The sequence below is a fragment of the Ruegeria sp. A4 genome (genome assembly GCF_056543025.1).
Genome location: NZ_JBQGAW010000001.1, coordinates 994,302 through 1,009,779, shown reverse-complemented (window position 1 = coordinate 1,009,779; position 15,478 = coordinate 994,302). Strand labels below are relative to the sequence as shown.

Sequence of the window (15,478 nt, the reverse complement as noted above, 5' to 3'; positions counted from 1 at the left end):
GTCAGTCTCTCCTTACTTCACAGCGTAGGGCAGCAGGGCGAGGAAGCGGGCGCGCTTGATAGCACGGGCCAGTTCACGCTGCTTTTTCGCCGAAACGGCGGTAATGCGCGAAGGAACGATCTTGCCGCGCTCAGAGATGTAGCGTTGTAGCAGACGGGTGTCCTTGTAGTCGATTTTTGGCGCGTTCTCACCCGAGAACGGGCAGACCTTGCGGCGGCGGAAAAATGGTTTTGCGGCCATGGTTTAGTGTCCTTTCCTCAGGCGGTGATCAACGACGCTCGCGGCGGTCGCCACGTTCGTCACGCTTCTGCATCTGAACCGACGGGCCGTCTTCGTGACCGTCAACCTTGATGGTCAGAACGCGCATGACGTCATCATGCAGGCGCATCAGGCGTTCCATTTCCTGAACCGCACCCGAGGGCGCATCGGTTTTCAGGAAGGCGTAGTGGCCCTTGCGGTTCTTGTTGATCTTGTAGGCCATCGTCTTGACGCCCCAGTACTCGCTATCAACCAGCTTGCCGCCGTTGTCAGCCAGAACGGTGCCGAAATGTTCGACGAGGCTTTCCGCCTGCGCGTTGGACAGATCCTGACGCGCGATCATTACATGCTCATACAGTGGCATGTGCACTCCTGTTTATGTCAAGGCGCATTTCATAGGCGGGGCCATCCGGTCCTTCGCGACCCTGCCACGAGAGGCTGCGCGATTCATCTGATTGCGAAGGATGGCCCCGTATACACGTTTGAACCGCAGGAGCAAGCCCCGCCACATATGCCTTTGAGACGCCGCCCAATTTCCTTTGGGCCGCCCAAATGCTGACGCTTTTCGGCTCAAAGTTGTTTTGCATACCGGACGTTACCCGGACCAAACAGAAATTCGACAGTAACCTGATAAAAGGTGAAGTGTTATGACCGCGACCAATACAAACACATACCGGGAAGAGGCGGCGGGCTCGCGCTTTGAGCATTCGGTGCCGGTAATGATTGCCTTCGCGCCAAACTGGAAGGCCCGTTTGATCCTGGCGCGGTTGGTAGGAGCGTTCTTGATCTTTTCGGCGTTTTCGATGTGGCTGATGCCAGGTTCGATCGTGGGTGCAGATGTCTGGCCGATCAAGATGGTGGCATCCATGCTGTTTCTGATCGTCGGTGTCAGTTTGCTGACGATCGAAGTTCTTGATCAGCGCCCGGATGCCTATTTCGATCCGATCCGCCGCGAAGTCCGTGTTCTGCAAAAGAACGAAGACGGGCGCCCTCAGACGGTGCTGCGCCGCAGCTATGAATCGCTGGGTGGTGCGCGTTTTGAAGAAAACGAAGTCCACTTGTTTGATGTGGACGGGAGCCTTTTGATGAAGCTGCCCCTTGAATCGGCGGATGTCAGCCGAGCGCTGAAAGGGCAACTGAGCAAGAGCGTAACAATTTTCGGCTGAACTTTATTCTGTTCAAAAAGGAACAGATGTTGTGACTCGAAAAAGGTTGTGTGCCGCCGACAGGCGGCACATTTTGTTTGTGAGCAACCCTGCCGGGTTGCGTTCACAAAAACGCGGAGATTGTTATGAAATCCACCCTTCTTGCTGCTGCACTGGCCGTATCGGCGACCACGGCATTCGCCAGCGCCGAGAAATACGTGCTGGACCCGAGCCACAGCCAGGTTGTCTTCAGCTATGATCACTTGGGCTTTTCAACCACAACCGGCATGTTCTCGGGCTTTGAGGGCGAGATCATGTTTGATCAGGAAAATCCCGCCGCTTCCAGCGTGAGCGTGTCGATGCCGGTATTGGAAATGTTCACCGGTTGGAAGCCGCGTGAAGATCACTTCATGACCGAGGATTTCTTTGGTGCGACCGAGGGCGATCTGATCACCTTTACCTCGACGGGTATCGAAGTGACGGGTGAAAACACTGCCAAGATCACCGGCGACCTCACCATGAACGGCGTGACCAAATCCGTTGTTCTGGATGCCAAACTGAACAAGGTTGATACCCATCCAATGGCGAACAAGCCATGGGCCGGTTTCGACGCCACCACGACCCTTGTCCGCAGTGAATTTGATCTGGGCCAGTTCGCACCGTTTGTCAGTGACGAAGTGCAGGTGCAGATCTCGGTCGAAGCGCAAAAAGCCGAATAAGCGCAAGACGACGAACATGAAAACCGCCGGTGATCCTGTCACCGGCGGTATTTATTTGGCATTACTGACTGCGGGACGCGGCGAGTTCCACAGTGACGGTGACGGTGAAGCCGAGCGAATCTTCGGTGGGCTGCGATGCGCCGATGCCGAAATCCAACCTGTTCAGATCAACCGAGCCCGTCATGGTCGCGGTGTCGTCCTCCAGCTCCAGTGAAAACGGGAGTATGATGTCGATCGTCTTGTCGCGGATTGTCAGTGGTCCGCGTGCCTCATATCCGCTTTCGGTTCTGAAAAGGTCAGCCTTGAATTGGGCCGTCGGAAACTGGGCGTTGTTGAAGAAATCCGCACCCATGGCCTGTTCGGTTACGGTTCCGAGGCTGAGAGAACCTATTGCGATCGTGACCTCGACGGACCCGGCCGGGCCAGGCTCGGCAGGGTCGTCAAAAGCAATTGCGGCTGTCCAGTCGGAAAACGAGCCGGTGACCGGGCTGCCCAATTGGGAAATCGTGATGGACAGGGTGCCGTTCTGAACCTGCCAGTCTGATTGCACCTCGGCCAGTTGGACGTCGGCGTCATCATCGTCGGCCTCGCGCGCAAATTCGCCAGAGACCCAGCCACCGGTGAGGACAAGCGCCCAAACGGCCACCGCGGCGACGGCGGGCACAAGGGAATGATGCTGGTGTGGAGGCTCCGGAGCGTCTGACCCACCCGGCAACATCCTGCGCAACGTGCTGTCTTTGTCTATGACGTGATGCTTCAACGCTCCGGCAACATGCAGGACCAGCGCGCCGACGAGCGTCCACATGAACAGCCAATGCAGAACGCCTGTCACCTCGGCCACAATGGTTGATTTCGGTACAAAAGGCAGGTTTTGGCCGAAGGGCCAGAGGATTGGAGCAAACCCTTCGGTTGCGGCGTGGTGCACCCAACCGGTCAGTGGCACAAGCACCAATGACCCATAAAGAAGCCAGTGGACAGTTTCGGCGGCAAAAGCCTCGGGCTTGTTGTCGGCATTCAGCAGGCCGGGCTTGGTTTGCGTGAAGGCCCACATTATCCGAGCCAAAGCAACGAAGAACACGGTGACGCCTACGGTTTTGTGCAATGAGAACATGCGCGCCGCGCGTGCGATTTCGGCCTCGCTTGGGGCTGTGGAGGCATGCAATACGGCATGGGCCAGGTTGTCCGCGATCCAGCCGAGCGGCAGGGCCGTGAAGATCAGCAACGCGGTGAGCCAGTGAAACGTCCTTGCGACACTTCCGTAGCTTGAGAAGGAATTGGTCGAGGCCATGGGTGCAACGCTCCGAGATTCTGTGCTGCGCCCAAGTTAAGGTTATCGGAAGTCGGCACAAGTAAGCGCTTGTGCACAGCCAAGGTGCCAGAATGCAGAACACAGGCAGTGCTTGTGCCAGACGATCAGTCAGTTTACACCCCGCCGCAACCTGACATCATCCATGAGGTTGCAATGACACTCGCGTTCGTTTTTCCGGGGCAGGGCGCCCAGACCATCGGTATGGGCAAAGCACTGGCCGATGCCTATCCGGCGGCGCAGGCCGTCTTCGATGAGGTGGACGAGGCACTGGGAGAGAAGCTGAGCAGCGTGATCTGGGAAGGCGATATCGCCGACTTGACGCTGACTCAGAATGCCCAGCCGGCTCTTATGGCGACATCCATGGCGGCAATGCGTGCGCTGGAAGCCGAAGGCGTTTCGGTTGGTCAGGCGGCTTTTGTGGCGGGTCATTCCTTGGGTGAATACTCGGCCCTTGCGGCTGCGGGGGCTTTGTCGGTCGCGGACACCGCGCGCTTGCTGCGCACCCGCGGTCTGGCGATGCAAAGTGCCGTACCGGTGGGCGAGGGCGCAATGGCGGCCATTCTTGGATTGGATCTGGAGGCGGTGCGCGCCGTTGCAGAAGAAGCCGCGCAGGGGCAGGTCTGTCAGGCTGCCAATGACAATGATCCAACCCAGGTCGTTGTGTCCGGTTCCAAGGCTGCCGTGGAGCGTGCCGCCGAGATTGCCAAGGAAAAAGGCGCAAAACGTGCTGTTATGTTGCCTGTAAGTGCTCCATTTCACTGTGCGCTGATGCAGCCTGCGGCAGATGTCATGGCGGAAGCGCTTGCTGCCGTCGAGATTAAGGCGCCTTCCGTGCCTTTGGTGGCCAATGTGCGCGCCGAAGCCGTCAGTGATCCGGATCTGATACGTCAGTTACTGGTGGAACAGGTGACGGGGTCGGTTCGCTGGCGCGAAAGCGTTCAGTTCATGGCCGCGCAGGGCGTGACTGAAACGTGGGAAATCGGTGCCGGCAAAGCGTTGTCCGGCATGATCCGCAAGATCGATCGTGCCATTGCAGGCAAGGCAGTGGGCACACCGGAAGATGTTCAAAAGGCCATTCAGGCCGAATCGTAAGCTCAAAAAGCGTCGTGGCCGACGCACCAAGAGGAAAACCGAATGTTTGATTTGACAGGTAAAAATGCGCTGATCACCGGTGCTTCGGGCGGTATCGGAGGCGACATTGCACGTGCGTTGCACGGTGCTGGCGCAGCGGTCGGATTGTCCGGTACACGAGTCGAGCCATTGCAGGCTCTGGCAGACGAACTGGGCGAACGCGCGCATGTGTTGCCTTGCAATCTGAGCGATCCGGAAGCCGTAGAAGCGTTGCCAAAGCAAGCGGCCGAGGCGATGGGATCGGTGGATATCCTGGTGAACAATGCGGGTATCACGCGCGACAACCTGTTCATGCGCATGTCCGATGAGGAATGGCAGAGCGTGATTGACGTGAACATGACCTCGACGATGAAACTGTGCAAAGGTGTGATCCGCGGCATGATGAAGTCACGCTGGGGCCGGATCGTGAATGTCTCGTCCGTGGTGGCCGCAATTGGCAACCCGGGGCAGGCCAACTATGCTGCGTCAAAAGCCGGGATGATAGGGTTTTCCAAGGCTTTGGCTCACGAAGTGGCAACGCGCGGAATTACCGTGAATGCCGTGGCACCAGGTTTTATCACGACTGCAATGACCGAGAAGCTGACCGAGGAGCAGAAAAAGGGTCTGTTGCTCAAGGTTCCGGCGGGCCGCATGGGTGAACCCGAAGAAATTGCAGCGGCTGTTCTGTATCTTGCCAGCGCCGAAGCGGGTTATGTTACCGGAAGCACCTTGCATGTGAACGGTGGTATGGCCATGTTGTGATCGCCACAGGGGCAGCGCGAAAGCGTTTGCCTCTTGCGTCGACTATGCTATAGGCGGCGCATCTATGCGGGGCCGGTTGTTCAGGTCGGCCTTCGACTTCCCGGTTCGCCGGGACCCAAACCGCCCGAAACGGGCAAATCAAAGCCAACCCGTGCGGGCAAGGGCAGAATCGGGCAGACCGCCCTGTAAAGGAATGAGGAATAGACATGAGCGACGTCGCAGATCGCGTTAAGAAGATCGTTGTTGAGCACCTGGGTGTTGAAGAAGACAAAGTCGCGGAAAACGCGTCCTTCATCGATGATCTGGGCGCAGACAGCCTGGACACCGTTGAACTGGTCATGGCCTTCGAAGAAGAGTTCGGCATCGAAATCCCCGATGACGCAGCCGAGACCATCCAGACCTTCGGCGACGCGGTCAAATTCATCAGTGAAGCGTCCTAAGCGTTTCCTTCTGATCAAAAGCGGCGCTTCCGAGCAACGGAGGCGCCGTTTTTTTATGCCCGCTCAAAATTCATGCTTGCGCGTGCATTTTCGGATGCGCACTGTTTCCATTGAGGCAAAATTCAAAGTGGACAGGGCATGATAAGATCCACTCCCATGATAAATACCGCGCGTTTGACGCTGTGTGCCATGCGCCCGGAGGACTTTGACCGGTTCGCCGAGATCTGGAGAGATCCGTACGTCGTTCAGCATGTTGGCGGCTCACCCCGATCGCGCGGAGAGGCATGGGATTCCTTTTTGCGCAATGCCGGGCATTGGCACATGGCCGGGTTTGGACAATGGGGTGTGCTGCAACAATCGAATCGAAAGCTGATCGGACAGGCCGGTTTCTTTTACGGAAACCGTCAGATGGGCGATGATTTCGACGGCTTTCCCGAGGCGGGCTGGGTTCTGGCGCCCGAGGCGCAGGGGCAGGGCCTGGGGTATGAGGCGGCCAAGGCAGCGCATGACTGGTTTGACCGGGTGATTCCCGGGCCTTTGGTTGCGATGGTGAATGCGTCCAACGCCTCGTCGCAGAAACTTGCCAAAAAGCTGGGCTATGTATTGATGCGGGAAGGGGTGTATAATGAAACCCCGGTGCATTTGCTTCGGCGCAACGGGCCACCGGCGCTCGCGTAAATCCGCCACTTCGACACTATGCCGCAAAATGGCCAAACTGTGCCGATCCCGGTGATATTGGGAGGGCGTTCAAGGTGTATGCTTCCGGGGATTTTCAGAGCGATTGAGCGGAGGACCAAGCTCATGAGGATATACCCCACTATGGAATTGCAGAACGGCCGGTGTGTCACGTTGGACAAAGGTCGTTTGGACAACGCTATGATTTGGCATGTAAACCCAGTCGAAACAGCGCGAAGCTGGGCGGAAGCGGGTGCCGAATGGATGCATCTGACCGATTTCGACGCGATCGAAGGCAAGGATACCAACGTCGAATTGATTGAAGAGATTATCCGCGCTGCCGAAATCCCGGTTCAGTTGGCGGGGGGTATGCGGACCCGCGAACAGGTCGAACGCTGGATCGACAAGGGCGTCGGTCGCGTCGTGATCGGGACGCTGGCAGCGCGCGAGCCGAAACTGGTCAAGGAATTGGCCACGCTCTACCCGGATCAAATCGTGCTGTCGGTCGATGTCTGGCAAGGTTATGTAATGACGGATGGCTGGCGCAGCCAAAGCGTATTCACGCCCGAAGCGTTTATCGATGCATTCGAAGGAGCGCCATTTGCTGCTATCGTGGTGACGGATATCGACAGCGATATGGAGGACGTCGAGGCTCAGCTTGGCCTGATCTCGGGACTTGCCAGCCATTCGCGCACCCCGGTGATAGCAAGCGGGGTTGTACGTACCGCGGATGACATCTCGCGGCTGGCCTATATTCCCAATATCTCGGGTGCAATCGTGGGGCGTGCACTGTTTCGCAAGACACTTGATCTGACGGATGCACTGGAAATGGCAAAATCGGCGCATGAGCCGGTGGCACAGTTCCAATAAATACGCTTCGCCCTTTCAACCGGATCCGTGAAAGGGCGGGCACCGATTTCCGTAACCCACAGCGGTACTGCTTCGGTTGCCCGGCGGCGGGAAGCCCGCCTGAAATCGCCGTTGCTCTTGCCCCCGCACCCCGGGCCGGGGTAAGAGCGGTTCTCATAACAGGAAGCAGGCAAGAGGCACTTCATGCGCAGAGTCGTTGTAACCGGTCTTGGATTGGTCACTCCTTTGGCCAGCGGGGTCGAGGAAACCTGGTCGCGGCTGCTGGACGGAGAGTCCGGCGCTGGTCCCATCACGCATTTTGATGCGGAAGGCAGTGGTGTCGCCACGACCTACGCCTGTGAAGTGCCCCGCGGGGACGGAACCAACGGGACCTTCAATCCCGATGACTGGATGCCGCCGAAAGAGCAGCGCAAGATCGAGGACTTTATCCTGTATTCCATCGCAGCCGCGGAAATGGCCTGCAAGGATGCGAACTGGTTGCCGGAAGATGAAGAGGACCGCCTGCGAACAGGTGTTCTGATCGGTTCTGGCATCGGGGGGTTGGGTTCGATCGCGAATACCGCCAATCTGATCCGCGACAAGGGCCCGCGCCGGGTTTCACCGTTCTTTATTCCGGGTGCTCTGATCAACCTGGCATCAGGTCAGGTGTCGATCCGGCACGGCTTCAAAGGGCCGAACCATTCGGTCGTGACGGCGTGTTCCACCGGTGCCCATGCAATCGGTGACGCCAGCCGTATCATTCGGGCAGGTGACGCAGACGTCATGGTTGCAGGTGGCGGCGAAGGCTGCATCTGCGAAATCGGCATCGCCGGGTTCAACGCATGCAAGGCGTTGTCGACCAAATATGCAGACAACCCGAAGGCGGCCAGCCGACCCTATGACGTTGACCGCGACGGATTCGTCATGGGCGAAGGTGCGGGCATCGTCATCCTGGAAGAGTATGAACACGCAAAGGCCCGCGGTGCAAAGATCTACGCCGAGGTGCTGGGCTATGGCATGTCGGGCGACGCATATCACATCACGGCACCGTCCGAGGATGGTGACGGGGCAGAACGTTCGATGAAAGCCGCGTTGCGCAGCGCCGGGCTGGAGCCGAAGGACTTGGACTACATCAACGCCCATGGCACTTCGACCATGGCGGATACGATCGAACTGGGTGCGGTCGAACGTCTGCTGGGAGACCACGCCGCGAACGCCACCATGACGTCGACCAAATCGGCAACCGGGCACCTTTTGGGTGCAGCGGGGGCGATCGAGGCAATCTTCTCGATTCTGGCGATCCGCGATCAGGTCGCACCTCCGACGATCAACCTGGACAACCCCGCGGTGGAGACACCAATTGATCTGGCCCCGAACACCAAGCGTGAGCGTGAGATCAACGTGGCCCTGTCGAACTCGTTCGGGTTTGGCGGCACCAATGCCAGCGTGATCTTCGGAAAGGCCAACTAAATGTGGCGGGCCATTGCTTCGAACGCGCTGACCATTCTGGTGGTCGGTCTGTTCCTGATGGGTGGACTGATCCTTTGGGGGCAGACCCAGTACAAGGCCGAAGGCCCGCTTGAAACCGCGATCTGCCTTCAGGTCAGAAGCGGATCGAACATGACACGTGTCAGTCAGGAACTGGAAGAGCAGGGCGCGATCCGCAGTGCCACGATCTTTCGGATGGCCGCCGATTACACGGATCGGGCGCAGCAGTTGAAAGCCGGCAGCTTTTTGGTGCGGGAAGGCGCGTCGATGGAGCAGATCATCGACGAAATTACCAGCAGCGGTGCCAGCACCTGTGGATCCGAGATTGAGTATCGTATCGGTGTGACGCGTGCTCAGACCCGTGTGCGCGAGTTGAACCCGGCGACCCTGGATTTCGTCGAAATCGCGTCGTTTGATCCCTTGGAAGACGAGGTGCCCGAGGCCTATGACGAGAAACGCAACGAGGCGGACACCCGTTACCGCGTGTCGCTGGCCGAAGGTGTGACCTCGTGGCAGGTGGTACAGGCGTTGAAGGCGTTCGACGCTTTGACAGGTGAGGTGACCGAGATCCCGGCCGAAGGGATGCTGGCGCCTGACAGTTACGATGTTGTGGCGGGCCAGGACCGTAACGACATTTTGCAGGCGATGCAGGACAAGCAACAATTGCGGATCAATGCCGTTTGGGAAAGCCGTCAGGACGGGTTGCCGCTGCAAAATCCCGAAGAAATGCTGATCCTTGCGTCGATCATCGAAAAGGAAACCGGAGTTCCGGAAGAGCGCGGGCAAGTGGCCAGTGTTTTTGTGAACCGGCTGAAACAGGGGATGCGGTTGCAGACGGACCCGACCGTCATCTATGGCGTCACCAAAGGGCAAGGCACGTTGGGACGCGGGCTGCGCCGCAGCGAGCTGAACCGACCAACCCCGTGGAACACCTATCAGATAGACGGTTTGCCGCCGACGCCGATTGCCAATCCGGGCTTGGCCAGCCTTGAAGCTGCTGTTGCGCCGGATGACACGGATTTCGTGTTCTTCGTTGCCGATGGCACGGGCGGCCATGCATTTGCCGAAACCTTGCAGGAGCATAATCGCAATGTCGCCAAATGGCGCGAGATTGAGGCAGAGCAGAATTCGGGGAATTGATCTGAACGAAAAATAGTTTCGTTCATCGTGTTGCGCCAACGCCGGTCATTGAACCGGCGTTGGCTTTTTTGTGTTCCGATCTTAGGCCGCCGGACGTTTACCGCGTGGGCGACGCCGTTTGTTTGCTGCGGGTTTTGACCCCGCGTCGGCGGATTTGGGTTTGAACCCCCGGCGACGGTTGTTCGGGCGGCGCGCCGGTTTTTCAGGTTGCACAGCTTCGGGCATCGCGCCACTGGCAACTGGAATCTCGATCTTCATCAGCTTTTGAATCTGGCTCAGCAGATCAACTTCTTCCGCGGAACAGAAGGCGATAGCTTCGCCCTCGCGCCCTGCGCGGGCGGTGCGCCCGATACGGTGGACGTAGTTGTCAGGTACCTCGGGCAGGTCGAAGTTGATCACGTAGGCGACGCCCGGGATGTCGATGCCCCGGGCGGCAACGTCGGTGGCCACCAGAATGTTGATGTCACCCGCGCGGAACGCCTTGATCGCGCGATCACGCTGACCCTGGCTTTTGTTGCCGTGGATGGATGCGGCGTTGTAGCCATCGGCCACAAGCCCTTTCATCAGCCGTTCCGCGCCATGTTTGGTGCGGGTAAAGACCAGTGTCAGGGCGTCCGTGTCCTTCGACAGGATTTCACGCAGCTTGGCTGGTTTCCCGGGTTTGGAGACGAAGTGCAGAGATTGTGTAATCTTGTCTGCGGCTTTGCCCGGAGGCGAGACCTGCACCCGCTGCGGGTTGGTCAGGTAAGCGCGGCTGAGCTCTTCCATCTGCTTCGGCATGGTGGCCGAAAACAACATGGTTTGGCGTGGGGTGCCCAGGGCCGGAGCGATTTTTCGCAGTGCATGGATAAAGCCCAGGTCAAGCATCTGGTCTGCTTCGTCCAGCACCAGATGGCGCACCGCTCCGAGGTTTACCGCGCCCCGCTCCATCAGATCTATCAGGCGGCCCGGTGTGGCAACCAGAATATCGGTACCACGGGAAAGGAACATTATCTGCTTGTTGATCGATTGGCCGCCGACAACGGTGGCCACGCGCAGCTTGGTACCTTTCGTCAAGGTGCGGAGGCTGTCGGCGATTTGATTCACAAGTTCGCGGGTGGGCGCCAGGATCAGTGCTTTGGCGGTTTTCGGGTCGAGCTTGCCGGGTTGGGCCAGAAGGTGATCGATCAGAGGCAGGCCAAAAGCCAAGGTCTTTCCGGTGCCGGTTTGCGCCAGTCCCAGAATGTCGTGACCATTCAGAGCAAGTGGAATCGCCTGGTTCTGGATTGGGGTGGGTTGAGTGAAATTGGCGCGTTTGAGTGCCTCGTTCAGTGCCGGGGCAAGGCCCAGCATATCAAAGTCGAACAAATAACTATCCTTTGCAGCCCGGAGCGTTGGCCCACGGACAGGTCATGAAGGGTCGCGCGTTGGCGACCGACAGGGGTTGTGCGAGACCTCGGGACGAGCAGGCGTATCCTGCGCCATCCGGCCGCCGCGTCAAGAACCCTGCGTGATGGGGAACTGGAATGATGAGTTGGCGCTGTGGGGCGGACGAGGTCCGCTTGAACTCACGCATCAGCGCTGTGATGTGGGGCACATGAGGGTTCCGCCATGAAATGTCAAGCGCTGGCAAGCCTTCTGGTGGTCTACTGAGTCGAATAAGGCACTGTTCGCGGCACCAGGCTGCCATTGAATTACAACGTAAAACCAACGGCCCTGTTGATCGCCATTCCAGTATTCACGGCCTGATAGGTTGGAAATGGCATCCTCTCGGCAGTGTGAATGTCGCGTCGGATCCAGTTTTGTGCTTCCAATTGGTGAAGGGATGAGGACAGCGCCCGATCTGTAATGATCGTAAGACCAGATTTGATGGCCGAGAAACGATGAGGGGTACCTGTCAACGCCAGAACTGGCACAGTCCAGGATTTTCGTAGCAGTCTGATTTCATCCTCAGAGCGGGCGGTAGTAATTATCTTGCTGGCGATCGTGGCAGCCTCGGTTCCGAATGGCGTAAGTCGAAATTCTGGACGCAGAGGGTGCCCATGTCCGGGGTTCCTTTCGATCATTCCAAGTTCAATAAGATGAGAAAGGCTGGCTGCAAAGGCCGTTCGGCTTGCGTCGGTCGCTGCCAAAAGCGGGGCTTGCCGGCCCGGAACTTTGGCGTGCAGCAGGGCAAGAATTTTCAGGGACCAAGCCCGCGATGTCAGCTTGACAAGTGTATTTATGTCCATAAAGTATAGTAAATATATTTTTCAAAAAGGAAAAGCCTTATGTCGCTCGTTTCATTGAAAAACACCATCACACTTGCGATGTCCGTTCGGGACCGACACGCCAGTGCGGAATGGTATGCCGCCAAGTTGGGATTTGAGCTTATCCACCACATTGATGAAGCGGGATGGAGCGAATTGCGAACCAATGTCGACCGTGTCACTTTGGGACTGGGCGAACAGGCCGAAGCCTCTCCGGGGAATTGCGTGCCTGTCTTCGAAGTCGCGGATATCGCGGAGGCGCGCGGAAAGTTGGAACTTGCAGGAGTGGAATTTGACGGTGAAACGGACACGATTGAGGGGATGGTCAGCACAGCAACGTTTTATGATCCGGATAGGAATGCGCTGATGCTGGCGCAGGATTTGACAGGCCAGAGCTGAGAGTAAGAGGTAAAGGAAAACTCAACACAGCGACCGCTGCGTGTTGCGTCGACGTTGCGCAACTCATTGACTTTGCGCACTTAATACCGTATAGCTTGTGACATGCTAGAGGAAGTGGGCAACGGCCCCGGGGCGACCCGGTGGCCGTTTTTTGCTTCTCTCGTGCGGAGAAAACTCACGCATGAGGTCACAGGCAAACATGACTTTGATTACCCCGGAAGAGCGGATTTCCCAGACGGCTGAATTGTTGCAGTCGCTTGAGAGGTCCATTCGCGATCTGCGGCAAGCGGCGGAAGACCTGCGCAAACAGATCGGAGCCGGGGAGGATGTAGATCTTGCTGGTTCAGCCAAGCAACTCGGGCAGTTAGAGGGGCTGATCCGAAGTTGTCAGAAAGTGGAGACAAGCTTTGTCGAACAACATCACAGACAAGCCGGAATTGCCCAAGGAGGGTACGCGCTCGATCTTGACCGAGCTCGGTTTGAAGTCGGGTGCAGGCTGGCTCGCCTCCGCGCCTGTTGCGGTGCAGAACAGATTTCTGAGTGAGATCGGGGAGGGAGGGCTGTGTGCCCTCCCTTTCCTGTTCGAATTCTGGGCGCTGCCGCATCAGCTGCCACCCGAGGGCGACTGGCGGTCCTGGGTGATCATGGGCGGACGCGGTGCGGGCAAGACACGCGCCGGGGCCGAGTGGGTGCGGTCGATGGTCGAGGGGTCTTTGCCATTGGATAAGGGCCAGGCCTGTCGGGTGGCTTTGGTTGGTGAGACCTTCGATCAGGTACGCGATGTGATGATTTTTGGCGATAGCGGGATTTTGCAATGCTCGCCGCCGGATCGTCGGCCGGTGTGGAAGGCATCCGAGCGCAAACTGATCTGGCCCAACGGGGCCGAGGCGCAGGCGTTTTCGGCGCATGATCCCGAGGGGCTGCGCGGCCCGCAATTCGATGCGGCATGGGTGGATGAGTTGGCCAAGTGGAAGAAGGCCGGCGAGACCTGGGACATGCTTCAATTTGCGCTGCGGTTGGGGGATCAGCCTCGGGTCTGCGTGACCACGACGCCGCGCAACGTGAAGGTGCTGAAGGATCTGCTGGCCTCGCCGTCCACGGTTCAGACCGATGCGCCGACCGAGGCGAACCGGGCCAATCTGGCGGACTCGTTCCTGCAAGAGGTGCGTGCGCGTTATGCGGGCACGCGGCTGGGGCGGCAGGAACTGGACGGGGTGCTGCTGGCCGATGCCGAAGGGGCGCTGTGGACAGGCTCGATGCTGGATGCGGCGCGGGTCGAGGTAGTGCCCGAGCTGGATCGCATCGTCGTTGCGCTGGACCCGGCGGTGACGGGGGGATCAAGCGCTGATGCCTGCGGGATCGTGGTGGTGGGCGCGCAATTGCAAGGCCCGCCCGAGGACTGGCGCGCCTATGTGCTGGCTGATCGGACGGTGCAGGGCGTTGGCCCGGCGGGCTGGGCGCAGGCGGCAATTGACGCGATGGACGAGTTTGGGGCCGAGCGGCTGGTGGCCGAGGTCAATCAGGGCGGGCAGCTGGTGGAAGAGGTGGTGCGGCAGGTGGACCCTCTGGTCCCGTTCCGGGCGGTGCGGGCCTCACGTGGCAAGGTCGCACGGGCCGAGCCGGTGGCGGCGCTGTACGAACAGGGGCGGGTGCTCCATGTGGCCGGGCTGGACGCGCTGGAGGAACAGATGTGCCAGATGACCGCGCGCGGGTTCGAGGGGCAGGGCTCACCCGACCGCGTCGATGCGCTGGTCTGGGCGCTGCATGAGTTGGTGGTGGGGCCTGCGGGGGTGTACCGGCGGCCGAGGGTGCGGAGTTTGTAAGGCCAGTGCGGCGAATACATCAAGCGCTTTGGATAGGGGCGAGTTCATCTGGCCATCGTCTGGGGTGTTCAGAGACAATCAGCAGAACGTCAGCCCCGGCCAATACGGTTCGAACATCGCGTATCAAATCCAGGTTGAGGCGGTCGATTTCGTGCGCGAAAACGGAGCGACATGGGTCATAGTAGACAGTCACTAAATGGGATCGGCCCAGTTTGGTAACAGACAGATCCCGGATCCGGCCGCCATCTTCAATGAGAGTTGCACGTACGGCGCGGCGCGCGGTCGCAATAGTGGCGGGGCTGGCGCTTAACCCTGCAAGCTCGCCCAATCCGCCTTTGAATTCACGGATATACGCCCCGAGGGCCAGCAGGCAAAGCAGTAGGACAATCACGGAGTCCCCGATCGGAGCGATCAAGGCAAGTGGTCCTTCCCTGAAATAGTAGATGGCAGCCAGGCCGATGCCTGCCGCCGCAGTGATCATCCCGTCAAAAAGCGCCGCTTTGGCCTCCAGTCGCAGGATTGCGCTGTTTCGTCCGATGCGACGCCAGGTGAAATGATGAAAGGCCCAGAGCAAGGTGCAGGTCAGTCTAATCCCCGAGAAATAGAGGATCATTGGCGCAAAGCTCAGAGGCTCGGGGGGCAGGCCGTTCAGATAGTTGTAGATGCTTTTGAGGGCGCTGGTGATAGCAAACAATACAAGACCCAAAAGGGATAGAGAGCGGAGTGTTGAAAAGATGGCCTCGTCTGCGGCATAGCCGAACGGTCGTAGCTTGTCGGGTCCGGCATCAATTCGTTGGCTGATCCTTCGGCCGAGAACGGCTGAAGTAAAACCGATCAGTGAGAACAGTCCGTCCATCATGATCGCGTTCGAATTCGACAGAATGCTGGCCAGGATTCCTGCGGCACCCATGAAGAGATTTCCCCCCATTGCTACTACGAGTGCGCGGCTTTCCAGTCGTTTTCTGATGGCCAATTCTGGCTGGGTCATTCGATCGGTCCCGCTTTGCTTTCAGTACTTCTACCAATAGCCATCCATTCGGAATTCGCCACCTACTTTGGTTGTTCGTGTTGCCCAACCCCCGTACGCCCCATTCCCGAGGCTTAAACTTCTTTCCGTCATAACTCCCTTCAAC

General features: G+C 58.6%; 18 protein-coding genes. 12 read left to right on the top strand and 6 right to left on the bottom strand.

The genetic code is table 11. The annotated features are described in order from the left end of the window. Positions 1-12: 12 nt before the first annotated feature. Both rpsR and rpsF read right to left on the bottom strand, forming a co-directional pair. The gene (gene rpsR / locus ACR0E2_RS05040) at positions 13-240 is read right to left on the bottom strand and encodes a 30S ribosomal protein S18 (protein ID WP_005608650.1); all 228 of its coding nucleotides are present in this window, start codon (positions 238-240) and stop codon (positions 13-15) included. Between the two features lie 28 nt (positions 241-268). After that, positions 269-622, bottom strand: coding sequence for a 30S ribosomal protein S6 (gene rpsF, locus ACR0E2_RS05035; RefSeq protein WP_152458335.1), 354 nt, complete (start codon positions 620-622; stop codon positions 269-271). 283 nt (positions 623-905) lie between these two features. On the opposite strand from rpsF, the gene ACR0E2_RS05030 reads away from it, so the two are divergent. After that, entirely contained in the window at positions 906-1,424 is a 519-nt protein-coding gene (locus tag ACR0E2_RS05030) for a hypothetical protein (protein WP_171167615.1), read from the top strand. 125 nt (positions 1,425-1,549) lie between these two features. Then, complete coding sequence (locus ACR0E2_RS05025; protein ID WP_152458333.1) at positions 1,550-2,122, top strand: YceI family protein; 573 nt, start codon at positions 1,550-1,552, stop codon at positions 2,120-2,122. 61 nt (positions 2,123-2,183) lie between these two features. Here ACR0E2_RS05025 and ACR0E2_RS05020 read toward each other — a convergent pair whose 3' ends face one another. Next, complete coding sequence (locus tag ACR0E2_RS05020; protein ID WP_480445468.1) at positions 2,184-3,410, bottom strand: cytochrome b/b6 domain-containing protein; 1,227 nt, start codon at positions 3,408-3,410, stop codon at positions 2,184-2,186. 174 nt (positions 3,411-3,584) lie between these two features. On the opposite strand from ACR0E2_RS05020, the gene fabD reads away from it, so the two are divergent. The 7 genes from fabD to mltG all read left to right on the top strand — a co-directional run bounded on the left by fabD (position 3,585) and on the right by mltG (position 9,895). Then, positions 3,585-4,523, top strand: a complete 939-nt coding sequence (fabD, locus tag ACR0E2_RS05015) for an ACP S-malonyltransferase (protein WP_171204964.1) — start codon at positions 3,585-3,587, stop codon at positions 4,521-4,523. A gap of 42 nt (positions 4,524-4,565) precedes the next feature. Continuing rightward, positions 4,566-5,303, top strand: coding sequence for a 3-oxoacyl-[acyl-carrier-protein] reductase (gene fabG, locus ACR0E2_RS05010; protein ID WP_480445467.1), 738 nt, complete (start codon positions 4,566-4,568; stop codon positions 5,301-5,303). 206 nt (positions 5,304-5,509) lie between these two features. Then, on the top strand, positions 5,510-5,743 hold the full coding sequence (locus tag ACR0E2_RS05005; RefSeq protein WP_008756330.1) for an acyl carrier protein: 234 nt from the start codon (positions 5,510-5,512) through the stop codon (positions 5,741-5,743). 138 nt (positions 5,744-5,881) lie between these two features. Next, positions 5,882-6,421 (top strand): GNAT family N-acetyltransferase, encoded by a 540-nt coding sequence (locus tag ACR0E2_RS05000; protein WP_480445465.1) that lies wholly within the window; start codon positions 5,882-5,884, stop codon positions 6,419-6,421. 123 nt (positions 6,422-6,544) lie between these two features. After that, entirely contained in the window at positions 6,545-7,288 is a 744-nt protein-coding gene (locus tag ACR0E2_RS04995; protein ID WP_152458328.1) for a 1-(5-phosphoribosyl)-5-[(5-phosphoribosylamino)methylideneamino]imidazole-4-carboxamide isomerase, read from the top strand. A gap of 183 nt (positions 7,289-7,471) precedes the next feature. Further along, positions 7,472-8,737, top strand: coding sequence for a beta-ketoacyl-ACP synthase II (gene fabF, locus ACR0E2_RS04990; RefSeq protein ID WP_480445463.1), 1,266 nt, complete (start codon positions 7,472-7,474; stop codon positions 8,735-8,737). Next, positions 8,738-9,895 carry an endolytic transglycosylase MltG gene (gene mltG / locus ACR0E2_RS04985; RefSeq protein ID WP_480445461.1) on the top strand — a complete coding sequence of 386 codons (1,158 nt, stop codon included), beginning with the start codon at positions 8,738-8,740 and terminating at the stop codon, positions 9,893-9,895. It begins immediately after the preceding gene. Positions 9,896-9,976: 81 nt separating this feature from the next. Here mltG and ACR0E2_RS04980 read toward each other — a convergent pair whose 3' ends face one another. Together ACR0E2_RS04980 and ACR0E2_RS04975 are read right to left on the bottom strand one after the other, a co-directional pair. Continuing rightward, the gene (locus ACR0E2_RS04980) at positions 9,977-11,242 is read right to left on the bottom strand and encodes a DEAD/DEAH box helicase (RefSeq protein ID WP_480445459.1); all 1,266 of its coding nucleotides are present in this window, start codon (positions 11,240-11,242) and stop codon (positions 9,977-9,979) included. 326 nt (positions 11,243-11,568) lie between these two features. Further along, positions 11,569-12,105 carry a winged helix-turn-helix transcriptional regulator gene (locus ACR0E2_RS04975; protein ID WP_171362669.1) on the bottom strand — a complete coding sequence of 179 codons (537 nt, stop codon included), beginning with the start codon at positions 12,103-12,105 and terminating at the stop codon, positions 11,569-11,571. 39 nt (positions 12,106-12,144) lie between these two features. On the opposite strand from ACR0E2_RS04975, the gene ACR0E2_RS04970 reads away from it, so the two are divergent. The 3 genes from ACR0E2_RS04970 to ACR0E2_RS04960 all read left to right on the top strand — a co-directional run bounded on the left by ACR0E2_RS04970 (position 12,145) and on the right by ACR0E2_RS04960 (position 14,345). Then, the gene (locus ACR0E2_RS04970) at positions 12,145-12,522 is read left to right on the top strand and encodes a VOC family protein (RefSeq protein ID WP_171204959.1); all 378 of its coding nucleotides are present in this window, start codon (positions 12,145-12,147) and stop codon (positions 12,520-12,522) included. A gap of 199 nt (positions 12,523-12,721) precedes the next feature. After that, positions 12,722-13,066 carry a hypothetical protein gene (locus ACR0E2_RS04965; protein WP_480445457.1) on the top strand — a complete coding sequence of 115 codons (345 nt, stop codon included), beginning with the start codon at positions 12,722-12,724 and terminating at the stop codon, positions 13,064-13,066. Continuing rightward, positions 13,044-14,345 carry a DNA-packaging protein gene (locus ACR0E2_RS04960; RefSeq protein WP_480445456.1) on the top strand — a complete coding sequence of 434 codons (1,302 nt, stop codon included), beginning with the start codon at positions 13,044-13,046 and terminating at the stop codon, positions 14,343-14,345. The genes ACR0E2_RS04965 and ACR0E2_RS04960 overlap by 23 nt, the downstream gene beginning before the upstream one ends. Before the next feature lie 19 nt (positions 14,346-14,364). Here the strand turns inward: ACR0E2_RS04960 and ACR0E2_RS04955 are convergent, their stop codons facing one another. Further along, complete coding sequence (locus tag ACR0E2_RS04955) at positions 14,365-15,273, bottom strand: cation efflux transmembrane domain-containing protein (protein WP_480446181.1); 909 nt, start codon at positions 15,271-15,273, stop codon at positions 14,365-14,367. Between the last annotated feature and the right edge of the window lie 205 nt (positions 15,274-15,478).